The sequence below is a fragment of the Vibrio sp. 10N.261.51.A4 genome (assembly GCF_041471945.1).
GTDB classification, from domain to species: Bacteria; Pseudomonadota; Gammaproteobacteria; order Enterobacterales; family Vibrionaceae; genus Vibrio; species Vibrio crassostreae_C.
The window spans coordinates 17,762-41,162 of the sequence record NZ_JBFRPJ010000093.1; the positions used below are offsets into that span (position 1 = coordinate 17,762).

The 23,401-nt window shown below is 44.1% G+C and carries 19 protein-coding genes and 1 riboswitch; of the genes, 5 read left to right on the forward strand and 14 right to left on the reverse strand.

Features of this window, described 5'->3' with window-relative positions:
- Positions 1–74 precede the first annotated feature (74 nt).
- The 13 genes from AB4384_RS20090 to AB4384_RS20150 all read right to left on the reverse strand — a co-directional run bounded on the left by AB4384_RS20090 (position 75) and on the right by AB4384_RS20150 (position 13,499).
- Positions 75–539 carry a prepilin-type N-terminal cleavage/methylation domain-containing protein gene (locus tag AB4384_RS20090; protein ID WP_161749894.1) on the reverse strand — a complete coding sequence of 155 codons (465 nt, stop codon included), beginning with the start codon at positions 537–539 and terminating at the stop codon, positions 75–77.
- A gap of 35 nt (positions 540–574) precedes the next feature.
- Positions 575–1,150 carry a prepilin-type N-terminal cleavage/methylation domain-containing protein gene (locus AB4384_RS20095; RefSeq protein WP_017061353.1) on the reverse strand — a complete coding sequence of 192 codons (576 nt, stop codon included), beginning with the start codon at positions 1,148–1,150 and terminating at the stop codon, positions 575–577.
- A gap of 79 nt (positions 1,151–1,229) precedes the next feature.
- Positions 1,230–1,685 carry a hypothetical protein gene (locus AB4384_RS20100; RefSeq protein WP_017068728.1) on the reverse strand — a complete coding sequence of 152 codons (456 nt, stop codon included), beginning with the start codon at positions 1,683–1,685 and terminating at the stop codon, positions 1,230–1,232.
- A 3-nt stretch (positions 1,686–1,688) separates the two neighbouring features.
- Positions 1,689–2,912: a type II secretion system F family protein gene (locus AB4384_RS20105; RefSeq protein WP_017061351.1), complete on the reverse strand. Its 1,224-nt coding sequence runs from the start codon at positions 2,910–2,912 to the stop codon at positions 1,689–1,691.
- Positions 2,913–2,924: 12 nt separating this feature from the next.
- Entirely contained in the window at positions 2,925–4,649 is a 1,725-nt protein-coding gene (locus AB4384_RS20110; protein ID WP_017061350.1) for a GspE/PulE family protein, read from the reverse strand.
- On the reverse strand, positions 4,639–5,814 hold the full coding sequence (locus tag AB4384_RS20115) for a lipopolysaccharide assembly protein LapB (RefSeq protein WP_017068727.1): 1,176 nt from the start codon (positions 5,812–5,814) through the stop codon (positions 4,639–4,641). The genes AB4384_RS20110 and AB4384_RS20115 overlap by 11 nt, the downstream gene beginning before the upstream one ends.
- Before the next feature lie 2 nt (positions 5,815–5,816).
- Positions 5,817–6,656 carry an ExeA family protein gene (locus AB4384_RS20120; protein WP_017061348.1) on the reverse strand — a complete coding sequence of 280 codons (840 nt, stop codon included), beginning with the start codon at positions 6,654–6,656 and terminating at the stop codon, positions 5,817–5,819.
- Positions 6,657–6,709: 53 nt separating this feature from the next.
- Complete coding sequence (gene mshL / locus AB4384_RS20125) at positions 6,710–8,347, reverse strand: pilus (MSHA type) biogenesis protein MshL (RefSeq protein ID WP_050651986.1); 1,638 nt, start codon at positions 8,345–8,347, stop codon at positions 6,710–6,712.
- 15 nt (positions 8,348–8,362) lie between these two features.
- Positions 8,363–8,695 carry a hypothetical protein gene (locus AB4384_RS20130; RefSeq protein WP_017061346.1) on the reverse strand — a complete coding sequence of 111 codons (333 nt, stop codon included), beginning with the start codon at positions 8,693–8,695 and terminating at the stop codon, positions 8,363–8,365.
- Positions 8,688–9,335, reverse strand: coding sequence for a type 4a pilus biogenesis protein PilO (gene pilO / locus AB4384_RS20135; RefSeq protein WP_017061345.1), 648 nt, complete (start codon positions 9,333–9,335; stop codon positions 8,688–8,690). Before pilO ends, AB4384_RS20130 begins: the two co-directional genes overlap by 8 nt.
- Entirely contained in the window at positions 9,335–10,777 is a 1,443-nt protein-coding gene (locus AB4384_RS20140) for an MSHA biogenesis protein MshI (protein WP_017065934.1), read from the reverse strand. The genes pilO and AB4384_RS20140 overlap by 1 nt, the downstream gene beginning before the upstream one ends.
- Positions 10,778–10,779: 2 nt before the next feature.
- Entirely contained in the window at positions 10,780–12,795 is a 2,016-nt protein-coding gene (gene csrD, locus AB4384_RS20145; protein WP_372130027.1) for an RNase E specificity factor CsrD, read from the reverse strand.
- Positions 12,796–12,956: 161 nt separating this feature from the next.
- Positions 12,957–13,499, reverse strand: coding sequence for a single-stranded DNA-binding protein (locus tag AB4384_RS20150; RefSeq protein WP_372130028.1), 543 nt, complete (start codon positions 13,497–13,499; stop codon positions 12,957–12,959).
- Positions 13,500–13,777: 278 nt separating this feature from the next.
- Between AB4384_RS20150 and AB4384_RS20155 the strand changes: the two genes are divergently transcribed.
- From AB4384_RS20155 to AB4384_RS20170, 4 genes are all read left to right on the forward strand, one after another.
- Positions 13,778–14,425, forward strand: a complete 648-nt coding sequence (locus AB4384_RS20155) for a LuxR C-terminal-related transcriptional regulator (RefSeq protein WP_029235590.1) — start codon at positions 13,778–13,780, stop codon at positions 14,423–14,425.
- A gap of 157 nt (positions 14,426–14,582) precedes the next feature.
- Positions 14,583–15,455 (forward strand): UTP--glucose-1-phosphate uridylyltransferase GalU, encoded by an 873-nt coding sequence (gene galU, locus AB4384_RS20160; protein WP_017061340.1) that lies wholly within the window; start codon positions 14,583–14,585, stop codon positions 15,453–15,455.
- 149 nt (positions 15,456–15,604) lie between these two features.
- On the forward strand, positions 15,605–18,436 hold the full coding sequence (uvrA, locus tag AB4384_RS20165; protein ID WP_017061339.1) for an excinuclease ABC subunit UvrA: 2,832 nt from the start codon (positions 15,605–15,607) through the stop codon (positions 18,434–18,436).
- Positions 18,437–18,532: 96 nt separating this feature from the next.
- On the forward strand, positions 18,533–20,296 hold the full coding sequence (locus tag AB4384_RS20170; protein WP_017061338.1) for a PglL family O-oligosaccharyltransferase: 1,764 nt from the start codon (positions 18,533–18,535) through the stop codon (positions 20,294–20,296).
- Between the two features lie 112 nt (positions 20,297–20,408).
- On the opposite strand, the gene AB4384_RS20175 is transcribed toward AB4384_RS20170, so the two are convergent.
- Positions 20,409–21,548: an alanine--glyoxylate aminotransferase family protein gene (locus AB4384_RS20175; RefSeq protein ID WP_017061337.1), complete on the reverse strand. Its 1,140-nt coding sequence runs from the start codon at positions 21,546–21,548 to the stop codon at positions 20,409–20,411.
- A gap of 176 nt (positions 21,549–21,724) precedes the next feature.
- Positions 21,725–21,902, forward strand: a riboswitch (Lysine riboswitch).
- A gap of 108 nt (positions 21,903–22,010) precedes the next feature.
- Here AB4384_RS20175 and lysC point away from each other — a divergent pair.
- A complete protein-coding gene (lysC, locus tag AB4384_RS20180; RefSeq protein ID WP_372054803.1) occupies positions 22,011–23,378 on the forward strand; it encodes a lysine-sensitive aspartokinase 3 in 1,368 nt (455 codons plus the stop codon).
- Positions 23,379–23,401: the final 23 nt, after the last annotated feature.

Here is a 23,401-nt window from a genome sequence, read left to right on the forward strand (position 1 = left end):
TTGATATTTATATGCACTGGATAGAAAAAAGGCCAGCAAGAGCTGGCCTCATCATACATTAACAATCAGCGAACTTATTGACAGTTTGTACCGCTTGCACTTGACACTACACGAGCTGTAGCTTGAGCTGATGATGTTGCAGCTGTGTATTGAACACAGAAGTCTGTGTAACCAGTAAAACCATATTCGATAGTTGCACCTTGAGCAGTACCACCGCCAGCAAGAATGTTGAAGCCATCCATATCAGTTGCATTACCGATACCAGCTGAAGTAGCTTCTGGGTAGCCAAGAACCGTGTTAATTGTCACGTTATTTTCAGTAATTGATGCAGCAGCACTAGCTTCTAGACCAGCAATCGCTGACTTACCAAATACAATACCTGAAGCACCGTTCATTGCTCCGGCTAAACCTTGTAGTGCTGATTCTTTCGCATCATCTTGCAAGTTTAGGAAACGTGGTGCCGCAGTTACAGCAAGAATACCTAGAATAACAATTACAACCACTAGTTCGATTAGGGTGAAACCGCCTTGTCTTTTCATAGTTAAGCTCTCTCTATGTTTAATTTTACGCAGACTTACTGCAAAGTTACGGTCACACGACCAGTTTTAATTTCGTAAACAAATTCATGTTCTGTACTACCTTCTAATTGAACGTAAGTACAGGTTGCATCACCTGAATTCGCTTGCGCTGAATATTTGTAATTTGAGTCATTAGCGATATCTGAAACCGCACCAACTTTAGGTGGGTTTTGCAGCAAGTTTTCCATCAACTCAGAACATGTTTCATCTGAAATATCTTGTGGAGCAGTGCTCGAATTATTGTTCAGAGTCCACGGATAGCCATCACGAAAGTCGGTCTCGACGTTGTTACTGTTTTTTGATCTTGTTAACCAAAAATCAACACCATCATAGTTTACAGTATTGTATGTTTCAACACCTATCTTCTCTGATGGCCTAGCCTCTGCTTCCCACTGTGCTCTTGCTGATAATACTGCGGTTGCAAAACCACCAGCCACGCCTTCAATACTGGATTTTTTAGCCTCATCTGTCACATCTAAGAAGCGGGGTAAAGCCGCCACTGCCAATAAACCAACGACAACAATTACGATGACTAATTCGACAAGGGAGAAACCCTTTTGATTTTTAAGCATTTTCTACCTACTCATCTAATTACTAACGCGCATTATACATTTGCACACGTATAAAACCATAAAAAAACTGTCAATATTTTCACAAAGCCAAAATATTGGCTTTTACACTAAACCTTTCTCTTTCAAGTAATATATCTACCTGATATTTATCAGTATAATGATAACTACAGTGAAAGTGTCTGTTGTCACTTTTATCTTCAACTCTTGGAGAGCTTAGCCCTAAAATGCTCCCTTGAGGATATAATTGATCCAGCCAATAATTACAGTCTCGCTCCGTACCTTGGATAGGCATTACCCACCCAGTTCTGCTGTAGATCTTTGGGGGTTCCGAGCCTTCTTCTTGCCCAGCACCCGATAACAAATACTGCTGTTTGAACAAATTGGCTTGCTCTAAAATCCGCTTGCTCGCGACGATAAATGCCGTGTTAGTCGCTTCTTCTTCTACCGTTTTGAATGCCGAAAGCACACCGACAATAAGAAAAAGAATAACCACTGTCCAAATAACAAAACGTGAGCGTTGTAGGTTATTTAGCATTCCCTAGCCTTTGATCGCATCCAACATTCCCCACATCGGCAAGAAGATACCTAGCGCCAAAATCAGCACCATGCCCGCAACGATGGTTAACAAAATGGGTTCAATTCTGGCGGTCAAAGTTTTCAGATCGTAATCGACTTCGCGGTCATAAAAATCAGCTACTTCAAGTAAGAGCTCATCAATACGGCCCGTCTCTTCACCGACGGAGATCATTTGTATCACTAGCGGTGTGAAAATTTCGCTGTTAATTGCGGTCGACGAAACCGTGCTACCGGCTTCAATGGCCGACTTCATGGCTTGAACTCGCAACTCTAGAAAACGGTTATCTAAGGCTTCCGCTGAAAGCGCTAGTGACTGGTTCAGTGGAACACCAGCTTTAAGCATCAAAGCAAAAGTACGTGAGAAGCGTGACAACAGTGCTCGATTCACCACTCCGCCAATGACCGGCATTTTTAAGCGTAATCGATCCCACTTCTCGAGCCCTTTGTCTGTCTTAACCCAGGCTTTAAAAGCAAAGATAAGACCAAAGATCACGCCTAGCATTAAGCCCCAGTAATTCACAAAGAACTCAGACATACCAATCAAGATACGAGTAGGCAGCGGCAAGTCGACACCAAAGCGCGCAAACATGCTTGAGAACTGTGGAATAACCTTGATGTTAAGAATGAACATTGCGATCAAGATAAAACTGATCACGAATGTTGGGTAACGCATCGCAGTCTTAATTCGTTTGCGAGTCTCAACTTCTTGTTCGTAATATCCAGCTAATTGCAGTAAAGCCTGATCTAGACGGCCTGTGTTTTCACCAACGCCAATCATCGAGACAAACAACGGACTGAATACCTTTGGGTGCATCTGCATTGACGCCGCTAAGCCGCGACCATTAGTTAGCTCAGCAACCACCTCTTCCAAGGCGGCTTTCAGCTGCTTATTTTCGCAGTTTTGAGTGAGGCCTTTCATCGATCTTAATAGTGGTACACCCGCTTTGGTTAGGCTGTATAACTGTCGACAAAACAGAACCAACACCTCTAACGGTACACTCGGAAAGAACAGACTCGATACATCCATATCTAAGACTGAACCACCACTTTTGCCCAGTTTGATAGAGGTTGGAATGATCCCTTTACTCATCAAGCTTTCAGCAGCAAGATCTTCGTTATTCGCGTCTAATTGCCCACTTACTTGACTACCATCAGAGCTGCGACCTACATAACGATACGTTGGCATATCATTCTACCCCTACAGATAAATTGGGTCAGTGGCACCGGACGCATCACCTTCGCCAAGATGCATTATCTCATCAAGACTCACGACACCTTGCAGAGCCAATTCCATCGCAGAAGCCAATAACGGTTTATAGTTTTCAGACTGTCTCGCCTTTTGAGCAAAACCTACCGCATCATTAGCTCTCAGTGCATCCATCATGTTTTGCTCTAGCTCCAACATTTCAAATACACCAATTCGCCCGCGGTAACCCGTTAAGTTACAGTTCTGGCAACCACGGCCTTTCATAAACGGCACACCTACTTGGTTAGGGAAACGGACGCTCAGCCATTGCTTGCGAGGTTCATCTAACTCATCCTCAACCTTACAATCTGTACACACTTTACGAACTAATCGCTGTGCGACTACTGCTCGAACAGCGCTCGCGACCAAGTAACCCGGAGCACCCATATCCATCATACGCAACGCGCTGTCTACCGCATCATTGGTATGTAACGTACTTAATACTAAGTGGCCGGTCAGTGCAGCTCTCAAGCCTATCTCAACGGTTTCGTGGTCACGCATCTCACCGATAAGAATAATATCGGGATCCTGACGTAGAAAGGTTCTCAAGATAGTAGAGAAATCGAGATTGATCTTAGGGTTTACCTGAACTTGATTCACACGAGGTAGGCGGTATTCCACCGGGTCTTCCGCAGTAATGATCTTTTTACCCGGTTCGTTTAATTCACTTAACGCGCCGTATAAGGTTGTTGTTTTACCTGAGCCGGTTGGTCCGGTAACCAAAATCATGCCATGTGGACGGCGCAATTGTTGACGCAGACGAACCAACAGATCACTCGGTATGCCCGACTCTTCTAGTTTACGTAGGCCTGCTGACTGGTTAAGAAGACGCATAACCACTGATTCACCGTGCTGTACTGGCATGGTCGACATACGAATATCAACCGACTGACCTTTAGCTCGGATATTAAAGCGACCATCTTGAGGAAGACGTTTCTCTGAGATATCGAGGTTTGCCATCAGCTTCAAGCGCAGTACAAGTGCCGAAGCAATATTCACCTCATTCAGCAATGTTTCATGCAGCACACCATCAATACGCTGACGAAGACGCAATACGTTTGAATCTGGCTCGATATGAATATCCGAAGCGCCAACCTGAATAGCATCTTCAAATAGCGAGTTGATCAGCTTAACGACGGTAACTTCATCACTGTCTTCTTCAGCGATATCGAAATCAAAGGCATCATTAACTTGGTGTTCAGCGTGAAGTTGCTCAGCAAACGAGGCAATCTCTTTGGTTCTTCGATAATAGCGATCGAAGCCATCAACCAATTGCCTTTCTTGAGCAACAACGAATTCCAGCGCGTAATCGCCAAGCTGACCAAGCAAAGACTCTTGGGCAAACAGATCGGCTGGGTCACTCATTGCAACACGCAAAGTGTCACCTTGGCGTCCAATAACCAATGCACGAAGGCGACGAGCATGTACTTCGGGTAAAAGCTGTACTGCTTCAACATCGACAACGGCTCGGCTTAAATCAATAAGAGGAATCGCTAACTGCTGCGACAAAAAGCTCAGCATTTGCTGTTCTGACAAGAAGCCAAGCTCAATTAGCGCATCACCCAGCTTACGCCCAGTACTTTTCTGAGCGGCCAGTGCTTGTTCAACTTGAGCCTCAGTGATAATGCCTTCTTCGACAAGCAAATCACCAAGTCTTTTTCTTAATCTAATTTGCATCGCCGCTCTCCTCTAAAGCATTGAGTATTTTTAACCGGTCACGCACAAAGCTTTGTGATTGAGATGAGATACCGACTCTGGTTAACGCACCTTGGTATGACGCTTTAGCAGCTGTGAAATCGAGTTGACGTTCTTGCTGAATCGCTAAGCCTAACCACCAGCGAGCGTTATCTGAATCGACTTCAACCAACTTTTGATAACTCTCGAGTGCGATTTCTTCTTGCTGTGATTTTTGGCTCAACGCCGCACGCATTGCTAGATACTCTTGAGTTGGATGCGGAGGCATGTGTACTAAAGGGCTCAGCGCCGCTTCTGATTGATTCGCTTTAACCAGCAGTTTAGATAACCCTAATCGCAATTTTTCACTGTTGATGTTGAGCTTAATTCCAGACTGATAAAGCTCATAGGCTTTGCGAGTATCGCCTTTACCAAAATAGAGAATCGCAAGTTTCTGACGGACATCTTCATTTCGTGGCGTGTAGCGTAGAGCTTCAGTGTAGCCCTTCAACGCACCAGTAAGATCGTTCGCATCAAGCGCTTTCTGAGCTCGACCTTGTGCATTCACAGATAGCTGTTCCGGAGTTAACTCAACCTGTTCGATCAACATTCCGCTATTTTCTGAATCACCAGAGGCTACAGGCTCATTAGAGATAGACGCAGGATCTTTTTTGGCCACACTAGCAACGTAAACTGGTTGGGGGATGTCAGTCCTAATCGTTTTAGGCGTGCTTAGAGGTTTAGCCGGTGTTTGTTGTTTTGTCGCTTTTGGGGCAGACATAACAACTGATTCGGAAACACTAGGCTTAGATTGAGCGCTTTTTGCCATCGCAGTGTTTTCTGTTGAAAGGATCGCAGAGTCTAGTGTCACCAATTTCTTAGTTGGCGATGAGATAGGTTGAGCAACTTCCTGAATGCCATTTGAATCATCAACGACAGAGACTTGAACCTGTAAATCTCGAGTTGAGATTGACTGCTCAACAATAGACTGATCAATCACAGGGCCTTGCGATATCGCCCAACCGCCCATCGCTAAGCTCAAAGTAAAACCTGCAACAACCCAAACTAGGGGGGAACGCGTTTTTACTTTAGGTACGACTGCGGCTTCAATCGAAGTCGCTGACTTTTTCTTTGCCAATTCAGACAAGGCGTTGTTAATGACGCTCATAATTAATTCCAACCCCACAGTATTGGCGTTTTAAATTTAGGCTTACACACATCGTACGTTTCATGCATAGCTGAAAAAAGATGTTGGTTGTCGATACTTTTCTTATCTTCACTGAACGAAAGCAATAGAGCCTTATGGCAAAGTTGGTTTATCAATCTAGGGATACCTAACGACGAACGACAGATCGCCTTTTTTTGATTCAAGCTGAATAACTCAGGACTGCCACCAGATTTAGCGATTCGATTATCAATATAAGCCACCGTTTCATCGAGATTCAGCGGTCTCAGTGTCGAACTAAATGTGATTCTTTGGCGAAACTGCCTTAGGTGATAAGCCTCTAATCGAGCATCCAATTCTGGCTGACCTAATAGAACAATCTGCAGCAGTTTTTTATCTTCCGTTTCAAGGTTACCAAACAACCTTAATGTTTCGAGCGCTTCATCCGATAGAGCCTGAGCTTCATCAAGAATAGCCACCACTCTTAAACCAGAATTGTGCAATTCAATGAGCTTATGCTGAATGTTATCAACCAAGGTTGCTTCATTATCGACAGCTAAACCAAGCTCTGTTGCAACCGCCTGGCGCAAGTCTGCCCCTGATAACACAGGGTTTGGTAAGTAGATCAGAGCTGTACAGTCATGTAGGTGATTGACCAACATCCGGCAAACCATGGTTTTTCCAGTGCCTACCTCTCCGGTCACCTTAATCACGCCCTCACCCATTTCCAACGCCGAGATTACCGTCTGAATCGCTTCGAAATGAGGCGCTAAGCCATAGAAGAAATCGGTATTCGGCGTTAAGGTAAATGGCAGTTGTTCAAAACCAAAGTGAGCTTGATACATACGACGACCTAGCTTAGTGAGACACTGCCACTCTATATTGAAAAAGTAAGCAATTACTCTTCATCAGGGAACCACTGCTGAAGAAGATCACGTGAACGCTCCAACTCATTTTGCCAAGTATTCACACCCACGATCGTTGGCTTAAGCAAGATCACGAGCTCAGTTTTTTGCGTTAACTGATTGGTATTACGGAACAAATGACCTAAGGCTGGAATATCACCGAGGAATGGAACTTTAGAGGTCACATCACTGGTGTTGGATTTCATCAAACCACCAATAACAACCACATCGCCATCTCGAGCTCGAATCACTGAGTCAGATTCACGAATAGAGCTTTTCGCCAAAGGAAGTTGCACCAAGCCCGTTGTAGAACCTAGGTTGAGCTCTTTCACTTCTTCCTCTACCTCAATAACGGCTGGGTGAACATGTAAGAACACGCTACCTTTGTCATCTATCTGAGGGGTCACGTCTAAAGAAATACCAGAGAAGAACGGAGTTAGTTCAACCTCAGGCGCCACATTCGCGTTGTCACCACTGCCTACTGAACTTGATAAATCTGTTACGTAGTACTCATCGGTACCCACTTTGATAACCGCTTTCTGGTTGTTTGCCGCTGTGACTCGTGGGCTTGATAGAACGTTCAGATCACCTTGAGTATCCATAAAGCTCAATACTGCTTCGAAACTACCATCTGAGATCGTTACATTGGTTTGTCCGCCTAACAAAGAGCTAATCGCATCTAATGGAGGTAATGTACTTGCAGGACGGTCGATAACCACACCACCACTACCAATCGACTTAGATAAATTGGACCAGCTAATACCTTGTTGGTAACCATCACTCAAGGTTACTTCCATGATTTTTGCTTCTAGGATCACTTGACGCTGCAGGCGTTGTTGAGAAATACCTAAGAACTCTCGAACCTCACGAATTTCGTCAGGGTAAGCACGCACTGTAATCACACTCGCTTGCGGGGTCACGACAACGCTTTGCCCATCACCCGAACCAATTAAGTGAGCAACCGCCGCTTCAAGCTGTGGCCAAAAATCACTTTCAGAGGTCGTTTCAATCTCTGTCCCACCATTCGATGTCGAGTTTGATGAATTAGAAGAGTTAGATGAATTTGACGAGTTTGAGTTCGAGTTTGAAGAGCTCGATGAATTCGAATCTGAGTTAGAGATCGTGCCGGTGGTGATCGTCGTTAGTGAGCGACCAGAACGCTTAACTTGTAAGTAATCGACAGGGATCGTTACGGTGCGAAGACCGGCAGGATAAACTTGAATCACTTTGCCACGCTTTTCAATATCGTAGCCATACATATCTTGAGCAACAGCCAGTACCTCATCTAACGTCACGTCCGTTAGATTAAGCGTAAGGTTTCCAGACACACTTGGGTGAATAGCCGCACTATATTCCGTACCTTTCACTAAGCTGGCAAAAAAAGTTCTCGCTTCAACGCCTTTTGCCTGAATACGAAAACGCTTAACCGTTTCCATCCCCGGAGACATCGAGTCAGAATTAAGCTGAGGCATAAGGTCATCTTGAACCGACGAAGGCAGCTCATGAAGCGCTCTGCTATTGGCTTCATTAATTGATTCGTTTAAAGACTCTTTAATCTCAACAGGATCTCTATGCCCCATCGAACAGCCGACTAAAGATGACACTAGGATTGCTACTACAAGTTTACGCATGTCTTCACTCTAACCTTAATTATTCTTAACATCTAAAGAGAACATCTCTAATTTCCACTGCTTAGAGCTTCTCTGCAGAGTGACGTATTCTGGATCTATGTTCTTAACTCGGTACCCTCTGATCGTTTCCCCTTGTCCGAGAATCTGACCATTCATAATCGCATAGCAAGGCGTATCTCCCTTACACACGATGCTTTCTAAAGAAGGCAAGCGATAACGAGTTGGTGCTTTCTTAGCAGGCGCCGTTTTCTGTTGAGGTGAAAGCCAGCCTAATGGCGCCGTGGGATCTTGCTCAGCCCACACAAAAGAGCTACTAAATAGCAAGGACAACAAAAGAGTTCTAACCACCGATAAACTCCTGTCTAGTACCTAATGTGTAAACCTCGAACACCAGTCGAGCTTTAGGATATTCTTCTACTGAGTATTCAAATGTGCGCCAGTAGTAACTCACAGGTAGAGACTCAAGTGCTTGAAGGTAAGCTGAGATATCAAAGTAACTGCCGGTTAGCTCCATTCTTACAGGGTGAAGAAAGTAGCCTGAATATTCGCTGGTCTCTTTATTGTTCGAAATCGCTTCTGGTTTTAATGACTCTAGCGATTCAAGCTTTAGTCCATTACCGGCGTTAAGAACGCTCTCCAGTAACTGCGACATTTGAGAAGGTGTGATTAATCCATCAACAATCTGAGAAAGCTGAAGAGAGAGATCTTGGCTCTCCACCAGCAGCTTTTTGTACTCTCGATTAATTTCTTTGTCTGGGTCTTTGTTTAACTGAGCTTGCAGAACAAGTAACTCACCTTGCTGCCTTTGATTCGATTGAGTCAGGCTGCTCGCCTTGGCATTTTTAGCTTGTAGATCGAGATACGCAGGCTCAACCAATAAGGTGAACAACAACATCGATAGGCCAACAAAACCACACACAAAAAGTAGCCATTTTTCTCTTTGACTTAATGCAAGAAACTTATCGCTCAGCTGGTTCCACTGCTGCATTATTTACTCTCCCGACGAGTACTTAGCTCAAACGTCACCACATCCTGATCATTACGGCCAATTTTTAGTTTTTCAAAAGTGCGTCCGACTAAATTAAGCTCACTTTTAAACTGACCAATCCAGTTCGGAACGACATTTGCGTTACGAGCCAAGCCACTAAGATCTAAAGTATCGTGGGTCATGTAGATGTGCGAAAGAGAAATGTCATTTCGGCCTAATTTAGCTAAGGAATTCATGACGCCAGAATACCCGACTTGTTGGGATTCGTCGTATTGTCCAACAGCCTTCAAAGCCTCTTTTTTAGCCTCAGTCTCACGTTTGAGACGCGCAACCGCCGCGACTTTCTCTGGAGACGGTTTATGCTGAGTTAACTTACTATTCAATTGGTTAACTTGCTTGTTAAGTTGATTCGAGTCTTGTTGCAGGGCTGTTAGCTCTTTATCTAGATTAGAAACTTGATACTGCATTGCGAAGTAACCACCAAGCATCAAAACACAAACTACTCCCCAGCTCGCAACAACATTGGTCAGCGTAAAATATTCTTTTTTAGGCTTAAGGTGTTCAGGGTAAAGATTGACCTTAAACGTCTCTTTTTCAGCTGCAAGTTTAAGCAACAAACTCTCTGAATTATCACGCTCACCTTCAACCAACAGTGAAACTGTCGAGCTCAATGTACTGTTTAAGGCACTTTGTAACTCTGCTTCATCTTCTTCGTCACAACAGATTTTAAGCTGGTGAAGCTGGGTGCCTTTAATTTGAGAAGAAAGGTAATCAATCGAGCGTTGAAGCTCTAAAGCGAGGCCATCTAACTGCAGAGCACTTGACGCAACACCCGTTAAAGGTGGCACAACACTGCGGATGGTTCTTTGAAAACAAACGGTATTTTCGACAAACGCACCCAATTTAAAGTGTGAATTGACGCTACGTTGTAAAAGAATGAAATTAGACAGTTCGCCTGCACTGTAACCCCAGATTTCATCTTCAGGAGCAACACCTATTAATTCAACCTGAGCCGAATTAGTGATATTCAAAAGCTTGTCCAACAGCTTTTTAGGCAGGACATATACTTGCAGCTTGTTCGACGTTGGTAACGCGACCGCACTCGCAGTAATTTCCGTGACTCTTTCTGAAACAAGATCTTTGAGTAAAAAAGGCAGTGCTACCGACCATTCACTCTCTGGAATGTCCGGTTTATCAATTTGGTAGGTTTGGTAGTAGTTAGCACAGACAATCAGTTGGACGCTATTACTGGTAAACGCCTCACTGCTAAGCGATTTTTTTAGCGCACTCTCCCAGTCCCCATTAACCACGGGAATGCTGGCGACTTGAGGATCTTGTTCTGTCGATGAAATATAAATGGCGTCATTGCCCAGCAAGACAACTTGCGAGCTACCTTTATTATTCGTTGGCTTTATTTTGTCTAAAATCGCTTTAAAATTCATTCTTAACTACTACTCTTACGCCATCGATTTCTTCGTCCAACTTTGACAACAGATTCCGCTTTCGCGGCTTTTTCTGCTTGATTAGGCAAAGGGATAATTTGTTGTTCTTCGTCGAAATATCTCCCTTGATAGCCGTTAATGCCTAACTCTATCAAGGTATTCTTTTCTTGTTTTGTCTCGACTCCAACGGCAATAACTTGAGTTGGAGAATCACCACACGCCCCAATTAAGCTTCGAACAAACAGTTGGTTCTCATGCCTTTGGTCGATTTTCTTTATTAGGCTTCGATGAAGCTTAATATAATTAACCTTCAAATCCTTTATATAGTGAGTGCTAACAATGGTTCGCCCAGCTTGGCCAACCACAACTTTACACCCTAAACCTCGCAACATCTTTGCCACCGGTCTCATATAATCAAGATGAGCAATCAAGTGCCCTTCTGGAAACTCAAACGCAAGCTGAGAGCGGTGTTGAGCAGAGAGCTGTAACAACTCACTCCTAAACCACTTAAAGTGCTGTTTATTAGCAAACGGGGTAACATTCAGATTCACTGAATAGTTGATAGGTTGAGTTGATTCTTTCAACGATTTCAACACAACCTTTAGAACCGATTGGTCCATTTGAGCTTGATAACCCACTTGCTCTACCGCAGGCATAAATCGAGACGATTTCAATAAACCTTTGTCAGGATCCTGAATTCTAGTAAATATTTCTCTATGCAATTCATTAACTTGACCAGATTCCGGCATAAGATAACACCGCTGAGCAAAGATTACTAAATTTTCAGGAAGCAGCGCTTTATCAAGTAATGTTCTCCAACGAACACTGCCTCTATCAAGCTCATTCTTATTCTCTTTCGGGTAACGGCTCCAGTTATTAATACGCTCTAACTGAGCACTCTTTAGTGCCGTTTCCGTTTCATCCATGATCTGGCTATGACGCTCACCTTCGGTATACATGGTCACACCAATATGACACCAGTTATCCGACTCTAAAGGCTCTGGCGGAGTTAGCTTATCTAACTGCCTTAAACACTGAGCAGCCAAGGTCGCAATATTTTTTGCGCCCTGATGAGGGATAAATATAGCAAAGTCAGCTTCGTAATAGCGAGAAAAAATGACATCGGGATAGCGTTGAACGATATTCGACAGTACTTCACCGACTTCAATAATAAAGCCGTCTGTGGTTTGCTTATCGTTAGCATCACTAACTTGCTCCCATTCGTCGATACGTATCAGTAACACACCGCCTCGAGCACCACTTTCATGCAGTGCCGATTCCAGCTTATTATCGAATAAAACTCGGTTTGCCGTTCCCGTGAGTTTATCTAGGAAAGTATGGGTACGAATAAAGGTATCAAAGCGACTTCGTTCTTGACGAGCATCTTGTAGCTCTTCAATCAATACATCTAAGGCTTCGCTTGCGGTATAAGGCCACTCTCGCTCATCTCCCTTTGCATGAGCTTCAACCTGACCGGCCAAGATCATTCTTCCTCGCTCTTCCAAGATTTCAGAACCCATGAGTTGTTCTTTCAACCAACGAACACCGCGAGCAAGACAGAACAGAACCAATGCGACAGCCAAAGTAATTGACCACATCGCTTCCATTGAGTAGTTGTAGCCAATATAAGGAGGAAGTGCTTTAAATTCGATTCGGTAGCCTTCATTACGCTCTAAAATGAAGCTTTTCTCATAAAGACGATTGGGATCAATTTGTGGGGAGGTATCTTTGAAACGATAAACGATGCCGGTCTTGTTCGAGAGTTTCATCTCAACAATATTGCTCGCCTGCAACATCTTAGGCATCCAACGCTGCATTGAATACGCGGCGTCAGGGTCTTCCATCTCTTTATCTACAACGTCGACAATGCCAACCAAATAATGGTCTAAATATTCCTGTCCAATACGCTTAAAGGAAAGTGTGCCACCAATAAAAAGAATGAACATCGCGCTGATCACTATCACGGTGACAAATGCGACCAATCGAGTGCTCAATTTTAGTGTCGGGGTATATCTCATGAATAACGAAATCCTTTTCAACTCACATTATACCGTATTGCTACTTATACTATAAATTGACGTTGTAAATAAAGCGTTAAGAATTGTAGGTAACAAAAAGCCGCGATGAACGCGGCTTTTTCCAATTTAATACTGTCTTTATAATATATTAAAAACAGGGATTAAAATGGGATGTCATCATCAAAATCCATTGGCGGCTCATTATATTGAGGTTGAGCCTGCTGAGGAGCTTGTTGAGGTGCTTTTGGCTGCTGTTGAGCGGGAGCACTGTATTGTTGTTGCTGTGGCTGACCCCAACCACCTTGCTGTTGGTTGTTACCCATGCCACCTTGAGCAGGAGCACCACCTTGAGCACGGCCGCCAAGCATTTGCATTACACCATTGAAGCCTTGAACAACCACTTCAGTTGTGTAGCGATCTTGACCGCTTTGATCTTGCCATTTACGAGTTTGAAGTTGACCTTCAATGTAAACTTGAGAACCTTTACGTAGGTACTCACCAGCAACTTCCGCAAGCTTGCCAAACAGAGCAACACGGTGCCATTCTGTTTTTTCACGCTGCTCGCCAGTTGCTTTATCACGCCATGACTCTGACGTTGCAATGGTAATGTTCGCTACTGCGCCGCCATTTGGCATGTAACGAATTTCAGGGTCATTACCTAGGTTACCCACTAATATAACTTTGTTAACTCCACGGCTAGCCATGATTTGCTCCGTCTAAATTCATAGTCTCAGAAAATTTTAGCGCACAAGAATAGCATGCTTTTCTACAGTGATAAATCGCATTCCTATTCTCTCCTCACTACAAAGAATAAAAACGTAACAAATCATGATATTCAGAGCGATGTTGCTTTTTTCTCCACTTACAAACCACTCATTTACTTTGATAATTGATATTCAACGCAAGTCACTATCAAGGCGCTAGAGAAGCTAAAGCCTGCATGACAACGTGGAATCTAATCCCACTCAAACAGGACGTTTCAATGAGAAAATCAAGATACGCTCGCACTTTACACTTTCTGTGCATCGACCCAAACGATACCTATCTACATGTAAAAGAGATAGAAAAGCATTTATCTATTGTTCTCTACAAAATGACACCCGACGAATTAATGCTAGTTGATAGAAAGCAGAGTAACCGGATCTTGCTCGTCGATTACAGAGAGGTACCACAACTACTGATTATTTGTCCTAACCTGACTGTTATGTGGAAAAATCACGAAATCATTTTATTCAATGTCCCCCAGCAACTTCCAACCTCAGAGCTTCTTACCTATGGGGTACTAAAAGGACTCTTTTACAACACTGAACAAAAGGACAAGATTGCTCGTGGTCTTCAAGAAGTCATTGATGGCGATAACTGGCTGCCAAGGAAGGTAACCAATCAACTGTTGTTTTATTATCGCAATATGGTCAATACCAACACCACACCAACCAATGTTGATTTAACCATTCGTGAGATCCAGGTGATTCGCTGTCTTCAATCCGGGTCTTCAAACACACAAATCGCCGATGACTTGTTTATTAGTGAGTTCACGGTTAAATCTCACCTCTATCAAATATTCCGTAAGCTTGCGGTAAAAAATAGAGTTCAAGCGATAGCATGGGCAAACCAGAACCTGCTTGCATAATCGACCCACCTCTTAGTCTGACGATAATTTTGAGGGAAGCTCTAGTAAACCATGGCTATTGTTGCTGAATTTTCGACATAACTTATGCTAGAGTTGCCCTCAGAAATATCAACCACTCAGGTTGAATCAATAATTATTATAGATAAAGGGTCTTATCATGATCAAAAAGTGCCTTTTCCCGGCAGCTGGCTACGGTACACGTTTTTTACCTGCAACCAAGTCAATGCCTAAAGAAATGATGCCTGTAGTAAACAAGCCTCTGATTGAATACGGTGTAGAGGAAGCTATCGAAGCTGGTATGGATGGAATGTGCATCGTTACTGGACGTGGTAAGCACTCGATCATGGATCACTTTGATAAAAACTACGAGCTTGAGCACCAGATTAGCGGCACCAATAAAGAAGACCTATTGGTTAATATCCGTGAAACGATTGAAGCGGCAAACTTCACCTACATTCGTCAACGTGAGATGAAAGGCCTTGGCCATGCTATTTTAACGGGTCGCGAACTTGTAGGCGATGAACCGTTCGCAGTAGTACTTGCTGATGACCTTTGTGTGAACGAGCAACAAGGCGTGCTAGCTCAGATGGTTGCGCTATACAAACAGTTCCGCTGTTCTATTGTTGCTGTACAAGAAGTTCCAGAAGAAGAGACTCACAAGTACGGTGTTATCTCTGGCGAAATGATCAAAGATGACCTTTTCCGAGTTGATGACATGGTAGAGAAGCCAGAGCAAGGTACAGCACCAAGCAACCTAGCGATCATTGGTCGTTATATTCTGACTCCAGATATCTTTGAATTAATCGAGCAGACAGAACCAGGTAAAGGCGGCGAAATCCAGATCACTGATGCATTGCTAAAACAGGCAAAAGCAGGCTGTGTATTGGCTTACAAATTTAAAGGCCAACGTTTTGACTGTGGTAGTGTTGAAGGCTATATCGAAGCAACAAACTACTGCTTCGAAAACCTATACAAGAAAGACCAGCAGCAAATCGAGCTAGGTAAACACTCGACCAAGAAAGAAGCATAACGACTGGTTAATCACTAACGTTACTGATTTTAGAAAGGGCGACTCTTTGAGTCGCCCTTTTTGTTTACTGTTTTTTTATCCAGTAAAACTTTGCACAAATCTCACTCTATGTAATACTTTAGCCACTTAAAATTACATGGTCTATTGAGATGGATAAAATAGAAATTAGAGGCGCTCGTACGCATAACCTCAAAGACGTCAACCTAACCATTCCACGTGACAAACTGACTGTCATCACCGGATTATCGGGTTCAGGAAAGTCGTCACTTGCGTTTGACACACTCTACGCAGAAGGTCAGCGTCGTTATGTTGAATCTCTGTCTGCTTACGCTCGTCAATTTCTATCTCTTATGGAAAAGCCTGATGTCGACCATATTGAAGGTCTGTCTCCAGCTATCTCAATAGAACAAAAATCGACTTCACATAACCCTCGCTCAACCGTCGGTACCATTACCGAAGTCTATGATTACCTCAGATTATTGTATGCGCGAGTAGGCGAACCTCGCTGTCCAGACCACAACATCCCTCTAGCAGCACAAACCATCAGTCAAATGGTCGATAAGGTCTTAGAACTGCCTGAAGGCTCAAAGATGATGTTGATGGCACCGATTGTCAAAGAGCGCAAAGGTGAGCATGTTAAAACACTGGAAAACTTAGCTGCGCAAGGCTTTATCCGAGCCCGAATTGATGGTGAAACCTGTGATCTATCCGATCCACCAGCACTTGAACTTCATAAGAAGCACACCATTGAAGTTGTGGTAGACAGATTCAAGGTTCGTCCTGATCTTCAACAGCGTTTAGCCGAGTCATTCGAGACCACATTAGAGCTCTCTGGCGGTATCGCTGTCGTCGGCTGGATGGACGAAACGGATCAAGAAGAGATCGTATTCTCTGCTAACTTCGCTTGTCCTAAATGTGGTTACAGCATGCAAGAGCTTGAGCCTCGCCTGTTCTCATTTAATAACCCGGCAGGAGCATGTGGTACGTGTGATGGTCTTGGTGTTCAACAGTATTTTGATCCAAGCCGAGTGATTTTAGATGAGAACCTAAGCATTGCTGAAGGTGCGATAAAAGGTTGGGATCAAAAGAACTACTACTATTTCCAGATGCTAACGTCGCTTTCAGAACATTATGGTTTTGATCTGTATGCGCCATTTAATTCTCTACCGAAAAAGACTCAAGAGATCATTCTAAAAGGATCAGGTCGAACTGAAGTGGAATTCAAGTACATCAATGACCGAGGTGATATTCGAGTTAAGCGTCATCCATTCGAGGGCATTTTAAATACCTTAGAGCGCCGTTACCGTGATACTGAATCTAGCGCGGTGCGTGAAGACCTTGCCAAATACATCTCAACCAAGTCGTGTTCTAGCTGTGATGGCACTCGCCTGAGATTAGAAGCTCGTAATGTTTTCATTGGTGATACAACACTTCCGGAAATCGTTGAACTTAGCATTGCTGACGCACTACAATTTTTCCAAGAATTGAAGCTAGACGGTCAACGTGGGCAGATCGCAGATAAAGTGATGAAAGAGATCAATGATCGTCTGCATTTCTTAGTCAACGTTGGTTTGAACTACCTTAACCTATCACGCAGTGCTGAAACGCTGTCTGGTGGTGAGGCGCAACGTATTCGTTTGGCGAGCCAAATCGGTGCCGGTTTAGTTGGCGTTATGTATGTACTTGATGAGCCATCAATTGGTCTCCACCAGCGCGATAATGAACGTCTATTGCAAACCTTAATTCACCTGAGAGACTTAGGTAATACGGTACTTGTTGTGGAACATGACGAAGATGCAATTCGTTGTGCTGACCATGTTATCGATATCGGTCCAGGAGCAGGGGTGCACGGTGGTCACGTGGTGGCAGAAGGTACCATGCAAGACATCATCGAAAACCCGAACTCTTTGACAGGCCAATACCTGAGCGGTGCTAAAGAAATTGCAGTGCCTGAAAAGAGAACGCCTATCGACAAGAAAAAGGTCGTCGAGATCGTTGGCGCAACGGGGAACAACCTAAAGAATGTGACCGCGACAATTCCTGTTGGCTTGTTCAGTTGTATTACGGGCGTATCAGGTTCGGGTAAATCAACGCTTATCAACGATACCTTCTTTAAAGTCGCCCACACTCAATTAAACGGTGCCACGACTGCAGTTCCAGCAAAGCACAAAAAGATTAAAGGGTTAGAACATTTTGATAAGGTAATCGACATAGATCAAAGCCCTATCGGTCGTACACCAAGATCAAACCCTGCGACCTACACAGGGATTTTCACCCCTATTCGTGAACTATTCGCGGGCACTCAGGAATCACGTTCTCGTGGTTACAAGCCAGGTCGATTCAGCTTTAACGTTCGTGGTGGTCGTTGTGAGGCTTGTCAGGGAGACGGCGTAATCAAGGTAGAGATGCACTTCTTACCCGATGTGTATGTGCCTTGTGATGTGTGTAAAGGTAAGCGCTATAACCGTGAGACTCTAGAGGTCCGCTACAAAGGTAAAACCATTGACGAAGTTCTAGAGATGACTGTGGAAGATGCTCGTGAATACTTCAACCCGGTACCTGTTATCGCTCGTAAACTGCAAACTTTAATGGACGTTGGCCTCTCTTACATTCGCTTAGGGCAAGCAGCTACAACCTTATCTGGTGGTGAAGCTCAGCGTGTTAAATTAGCGCGTGAACTGTCTAAACGAGACACGGGAAAAACCTTATACATTCTCGATGAGCCAACAACAGGCCTTCATTTCCACGATATCCAGCAGCTACTGACGGTATTACATAGACTGCGTGATCACGGTAATACAGTTGTCGTGATTGAGCACAACCTAGATGTCGTTAAAACAGCAGACTGGATCCTAGACCTTGGCCCAGAAGGTGGGCAAGGTGGTGGTGAGATTGTTGCAGAGGGTACACCTGAAGATGTGGCGTTAGTCGAAGGTTCACACACTGCTCGCTTCCTTAAGCCTATGTTAAATTTGAAGTAGGTGTAAAATAGCGCCCTGCGGGCAGACAGAAAAATGTTAAAGTAACAGAGCTTGTTTCAGAAGGAACAAGCTCTGTTTTTATAAGGTTAGGGATTTATGGCAACAATACACACTAGCGGTACTCAGCTAGAAAATCAGGTCACTCAGCTACCACTCAACAAAGCATTTCTGGCTTCTTTAGCTGTTGTATTCTTGTTAGCTATGCATTTTTTTATGCCGAATCCTGGTGGTTCGGGCCTTGCTCTATCCTTTAACCCTACCACTTGGCTAGCGCTAAGCTTCACGCTAGCGATTGGCTTTTACCAACTCGCGACCAATCGAGTACTCAAGTATTCCAAATTAACAATTGGCTTGTTGATTAGCTGCATCATACTCACGCTACCCATTTTATACAGCAATGCTGCACCTCAAGGAGCGTCAGGACGCTTGCTTGGATTGTGGGCGGGCTTTGCCTTATTTGTGGTGCTGCAGCAATTTAAGTTCAGCAATAAACACAAGCAACGTATGTTGTGGTTCATTGTACTTGCTGTTGTTATACAAGCACTATTTGGCTATGTGCAATATTTCTTATTAGAACCTGGCAACCTATTTGGCTACAACACTGCTGCAAACCGACCATATGGGATATTTCAACAACCGAATGTAATGGCAAGCTTTCTTGCTACTGGTTTTGTGCTGTCCGCTTACCTTTTAGCAAGGCAGCCGGCTAAATATAACCATAAGATCAGCGAATCATTCCTACTGTATTTAACTCCAACCTTAACCGTGCCCTTGCTGATCATCATTGCATCACGTACCGGATGGTTGGCCGCTGTCATTGGGTTTATCTGCATTCTGCCCTATCTATACAAGTTCTCGACCAAGAAACGCTTCTACGGATGGTGCGCATCAGTGCTCGTCGGTGTCGTCGTCGCTTTTTCGGTGATCAGCCTAAGTGCGACTGATAGCCTCGCTAGCAAGAAAGCGAACCTAGAAAGCCCGCGCGCTTATACGTTCCCGCAAGCTTTAGATATGATGATCGAAAAGCCATTTACAGGTTATGGTTACGGGAAATTTGAGTCTGAATACACGCTATATACAGCTCGCCAACATCAACTCAACTCGAACTATCATCCAGGTCTTCCTTCAATGGATCACCCGCACAATGAGTTCCTGTTTTGGGGAGTTGAAGGGGGGATTGTACCAATCATCGGAATCTTGATTGCTGCAATATTGGTGATGTCACGCATAACAAGTTCAGCAAAGGGAACACGTCTAGCCCTGCTCGCGTTATTTATCCCGATCCTGTTGCACTCCCAACTTGAGTATCCTTTTTACCACTCGGCGATTCACTGGATAACATTCATTATATTGATTTACTGGGTAGATCAGCGCTCTTCCCGACATTATCAACAGTCGTTCAGTATCATCAGCAAGACCCTATTTAGAGTGTTGAGCTTAGTGCTCCCTATTTTGGTCAGTTTTTATATGTTGAGCGCCCTGCACACCAACTATGTACTGACTAAGTTTGAACTGTCTAAGCCGAAAAATCCGGACATTCTTAAGCAGGTAACGAACCCAGTGGTGTGGAAAGATCGCTACGATTGGGATATATACAGCACTTACCTTAATATCGGCCTCTACAAAGCCGACCCGAGCCTTATACAGCCTTACATCGATTGGTCACTGGAGATCATTAAGAGCAAACCAAGACCGGCTTTCTACAGCAATCTGATTCTGGCGTATCAAGGCCTAGGAGAAGAAAGTAAAGCAGAGCAAATTCGTAGCGAAGCGAACTTTTTATTCCCTAACAGAGACTTTTCAAAGGTTCAGTATAAGAAAGTGTCACAAGCAGAAGATAACGTTTCGTCTGCAGAATAATGTTAAGAATTCGCAACGCAAGCTTCACTTAGTAGGCAGTAGGAGCTTGGGGTAGATACAAAAAAGCGCACGATCTCTCGTGCGCTTTTCTTTTTAATTTCAGTTCATGCAGCTACTTCAAAACATCTTTTAGCGCTTTTAGGCACAACGCGACATTCTCTTTACGAGCACCGTAACCCATTAGGCCGATACGCCATGCCTTACCAGCCAAAGAGCCAAGCCCAGCACCGATTTCAAGATTATATTCTTCTAAAAGCTGCGTTCTGATCTTAGCCTCATCAATTCCTTCTGGGAAATAAAGTGCATTAAGCTGCGGCAGGCGGCTCTCTTCATCAACCACAAACTTTAACCCTAGAGCTTCTACGCCTTCTTTAAGCTCTTGGTGCATCGCATGATGACGAGACCACGCATTATCTAAGCCTTCATTTTTCAACAAAACCAGCGACTCATGCAGAGCATAAAGGCTGTTCACGGGTGCGGTATGGTGGTAGCTACGCTTACCTTCTCCACTCCAGTAACCTAATACTAAACTTTGATCCAAAAACCAGCTTTGCACTGGTGCTTTACGGGCTTTCATTTTATCAACCGCACGCTGAGAGAAAGTCACTGGAGATAGCCCTGGCACACAAGACAGACACTTTTGGCTGCCAGAATAAACCGCATCAAGCTGCCACTCATCAACCAGCAATGGCACACCACCTAATGATGTCACTGCATCAACAATCGTTAACGCATCAAACTGACGAGCGACAGCAGAGATAGCTTGAGCATCAGATAACGCTCCGGTTGATGTCTCTGCATGCACAAATGCAACAGCAACGGCATCGGGGTTTTCTGCCAATGCTTGTTCTACCTTTTCAACTGAAACGGGCTTGCCCCATTCGTCATCAACAAGGATGGCTTCGCCACCACAACGCACCACGTTTTCTCGCATACGCTCACCGAAGACACCGTTACGACAAACAATCACCTTTTCACCAGGCTCAATCAAGTTAACAAAACAGGTCTCCATACCTGCACTGCCCGGTGCAGAAACGGCAATCGTAAATTCGTTTTCAGTCTGAAAAGCGTATTTAAGAAGTTGTTTAAGCTCATCCATCATCGCAATAAACAGCGGATCTAAGTGACCTATGGTTGGACGGCTCAAAGCCTGTAACACTTGAGGTGAGATATCTGAAGGACCCGGTCCCATTAACGTTCGGTGTGGTGGATAAAAGCTATCGATAGCAGTAGTGAGTGGTAAATTAGACATGTACATCCCTTACGTTAATGTTGTGAACAATCCACCCTAAAGCAAATTGATTACCTCAGCAATTAGCCATAAGTATTGAGGTCAAACCACTGTCACATAATTGTTAAAATTATTTTTCAATTATCTCAAGTTACGGATTGACATTGTTACCACAAAAACGTTCAATGAAACGGCTATCTAGCAGAAGAGGAGCACTGCCCAGGCAGATGTTTTGTGGAACCGCATTTCCAATACAAAACATTTATGGGGAGCAGTGCCGAGATAATAAAAGTATGCAGGACCTTTATTATCGGTTGAGCGGGCTGAATCCCGTCAACTGTCGCCATTTCTATATGGTGAAGAGCTTCTGAGGTTACTATTCTAATAATTCCTCTCTTTTTGCTCTAAAACTCTCTTCGAAAAACATCGGACGTTGGATTACCCAACCGTAATTTTATTTTAGGAAGTCGTGGGAGATATATCGTGAGTGCATCTAATGTAGCTGGTTCTTTTAATGTCGCTAAGTTTGGTGGAACAAGTGTTGCCAACTTTGAAGCAATGAGCCGTTGTGCTGCCATTATTGAAAACAACTCAAACACGAAACTGGTCGTGAGTAGTGCATGCTCTGGTGTCACTAACTTGCTGGTTGAACTAGCACATGGTGTTCAAGACAAAGCTCGTCGTCAGGAACTAATGGCGCAATTAGCGGACATTCACAACGCAATTCTTGACCAACTCGCAGATCCAATCAGCATCGAAAAAGAAGTCCACAGCATTCTTGATGACATTGCGAGCGCTGCAGAGGCCGCATCATTCCAAACAAGTACTAAACTGACGGATCACCTTGTCGCATGTGGCGAGTTGATGTCGACACACATCTTGGCTCAGATCATCTCTGAACGAGGCACTCCTGCTGTTCGCTTTGATATCAGAGATGTGATGCGTACTAATGATGATTTTGGTAAAGCCGAACCTCAACTAGAAGATATTGCCGCTCTAGCGCAAGAGAAACTGATTCCACTTTGCCAACAACAAGTTGTCGTTACCCAAGGTTTTATCGGCGCTGATAGCGAAGGTAACACCACGACTTTAGGCCGCGGTGGCAGTGATTACTCAGCAGCATTGATTGCCGAATCTGTACAGGCGATTGGTTTAGAAATCTGGACGGATGTTCCGGGTATCTACACCACAGACCCTCGTATTGCACCTAAAGCTTCTCCTATCCCAGAGATCAGCTTCAGTGAAGCATCGGAAATGGCAAACTTTGGTGCGAAGATCTTGCACCCATCAACTCTAGTACCTGCACTACGCCACCAAATACCGGTATTTGTCGGCTCTTCTAAAGCGCCAGAGCTCGGTGGAACTTGGATTCGTCAAGAAGTTGAGAGCTCTCCTCTATTTAGAGCGCTTGCCCTACGCTGCAACCAAACCATGGTTACGCTACGTAGCGCTAATATGTTCCATGCCTATGGCTTTTTGGCAAAGGTATTCGAGATCCTTGCTAAACATAAGATCTCGGTCGATCTTATCACCACTTCAGAGATCAGTGTTTCACTAACACTCGATCAAACCGATACCTCTGGTGGTGCTCCTGAGTTACCTGAAGCCGCTCGCCTTGAGCTTGAAGAGTTGTGTTCCGTGGATATTGAGCACGACCTATGCCTTGTTGCTCTTATTGGTAACAACATGAGTGAAAGCAAAGGCTATGCGAAGCAGGTCTTCGGCACTCTTGAAGACTTCAACCTACGCATGATTTGTTACGGTGCAAGCCCACACAACCTGTGCTTCTTACTAAATGAATCTGTTTCTAAGTTGGCGATTCAAAAACTGCACCAAGAATTATTTGAATAGAAAGTCCGTTTATCATCGACAGA

What these genes read in the sequence shown, in the direction of transcription:
- pilO (WP_017061345.1), bottom strand. Translation starts at nt 9,335, where the DNA reads ATGCAGCAGTGGAACCAGCTGAGCGATAAGTTTCTTGCATTAAGTCAA.
- AB4384_RS20120 (WP_017061348.1), bottom strand. Translation starts at nt 6,656, where the DNA reads ATGTATCAAGCTCACTTTGGTTTTGAACAACTGCCATTTACCTTAACG.
- galU (WP_017061340.1), top strand. Translation starts at nt 14,583, where the DNA reads ATGATCAAAAAGTGCCTTTTCCCGGCAGCTGGCTACGGTACACGTTTT.
- AB4384_RS20100 (WP_017068728.1), bottom strand. Translation starts at nt 1,685, where the DNA reads ATGCTAAATAACCTACAACGCTCACGTTTTGTTATTTGGACAGTGGTT.
- AB4384_RS20095 (WP_017061353.1), bottom strand. Translation starts at nt 1,150, where the DNA reads ATGCTTAAAAATCAAAAGGGTTTCTCCCTTGTCGAATTAGTCATCGTA.
- AB4384_RS20140 (WP_017065934.1), bottom strand. Translation starts at nt 10,777, where the DNA reads ATGAATTTTAAAGCGATTTTAGACAAAATAAAGCCAACGAATAATAAA.
- AB4384_RS20150 (WP_372130028.1), bottom strand. Translation starts at nt 13,499, where the DNA reads ATGGCTAGCCGTGGAGTTAACAAAGTTATATTAGTGGGTAACCTAGGT.
- AB4384_RS20175 (WP_017061337.1), bottom strand. Translation starts at nt 21,548, where the DNA reads ATGTCTAATTTACCACTCACTACTGCTATCGATAGCTTTTATCCACCA.
- AB4384_RS20105 (WP_017061351.1), bottom strand. Translation starts at nt 2,912, where the DNA reads ATGCCAACGTATCGTTATGTAGGTCGCAGCTCTGATGGTAGTCAAGTA.
- csrD (WP_372130027.1), bottom strand. Translation starts at nt 12,795, where the DNA reads ATGAGATATACCCCGACACTAAAATTGAGCACTCGATTGGTCGCATTT.
- uvrA (WP_017061339.1), top strand. Translation starts at nt 15,605, where the DNA reads ATGGATAAAATAGAAATTAGAGGCGCTCGTACGCATAACCTCAAAGAC.
- AB4384_RS20155 (WP_029235590.1), top strand. Translation starts at nt 13,778, where the DNA reads ATGAGAAAATCAAGATACGCTCGCACTTTACACTTTCTGTGCATCGAC.
- AB4384_RS20110 (WP_017061350.1), bottom strand. Translation starts at nt 4,649, where the DNA reads ATGCAAATTAGATTAAGAAAAAGACTTGGTGATTTGCTTGTCGAAGAA.
- mshL (WP_050651986.1), bottom strand. Translation starts at nt 8,347, where the DNA reads ATGCGTAAACTTGTAGTAGCAATCCTAGTGTCATCTTTAGTCGGCTGT.
- AB4384_RS20170 (WP_017061338.1), top strand. Translation starts at nt 18,533, where the DNA reads ATGGCAACAATACACACTAGCGGTACTCAGCTAGAAAATCAGGTCACT.
- AB4384_RS20090 (WP_161749894.1), bottom strand. Translation starts at nt 539, where the DNA reads ATGAAAAGACAAGGCGGTTTCACCCTAATCGAACTAGTGGTTGTAATT.
- AB4384_RS20115 (WP_017068727.1), bottom strand. Translation starts at nt 5,814, where the DNA reads ATGAGCGTCATTAACAACGCCTTGTCTGAATTGGCAAAGAAAAAGTCA.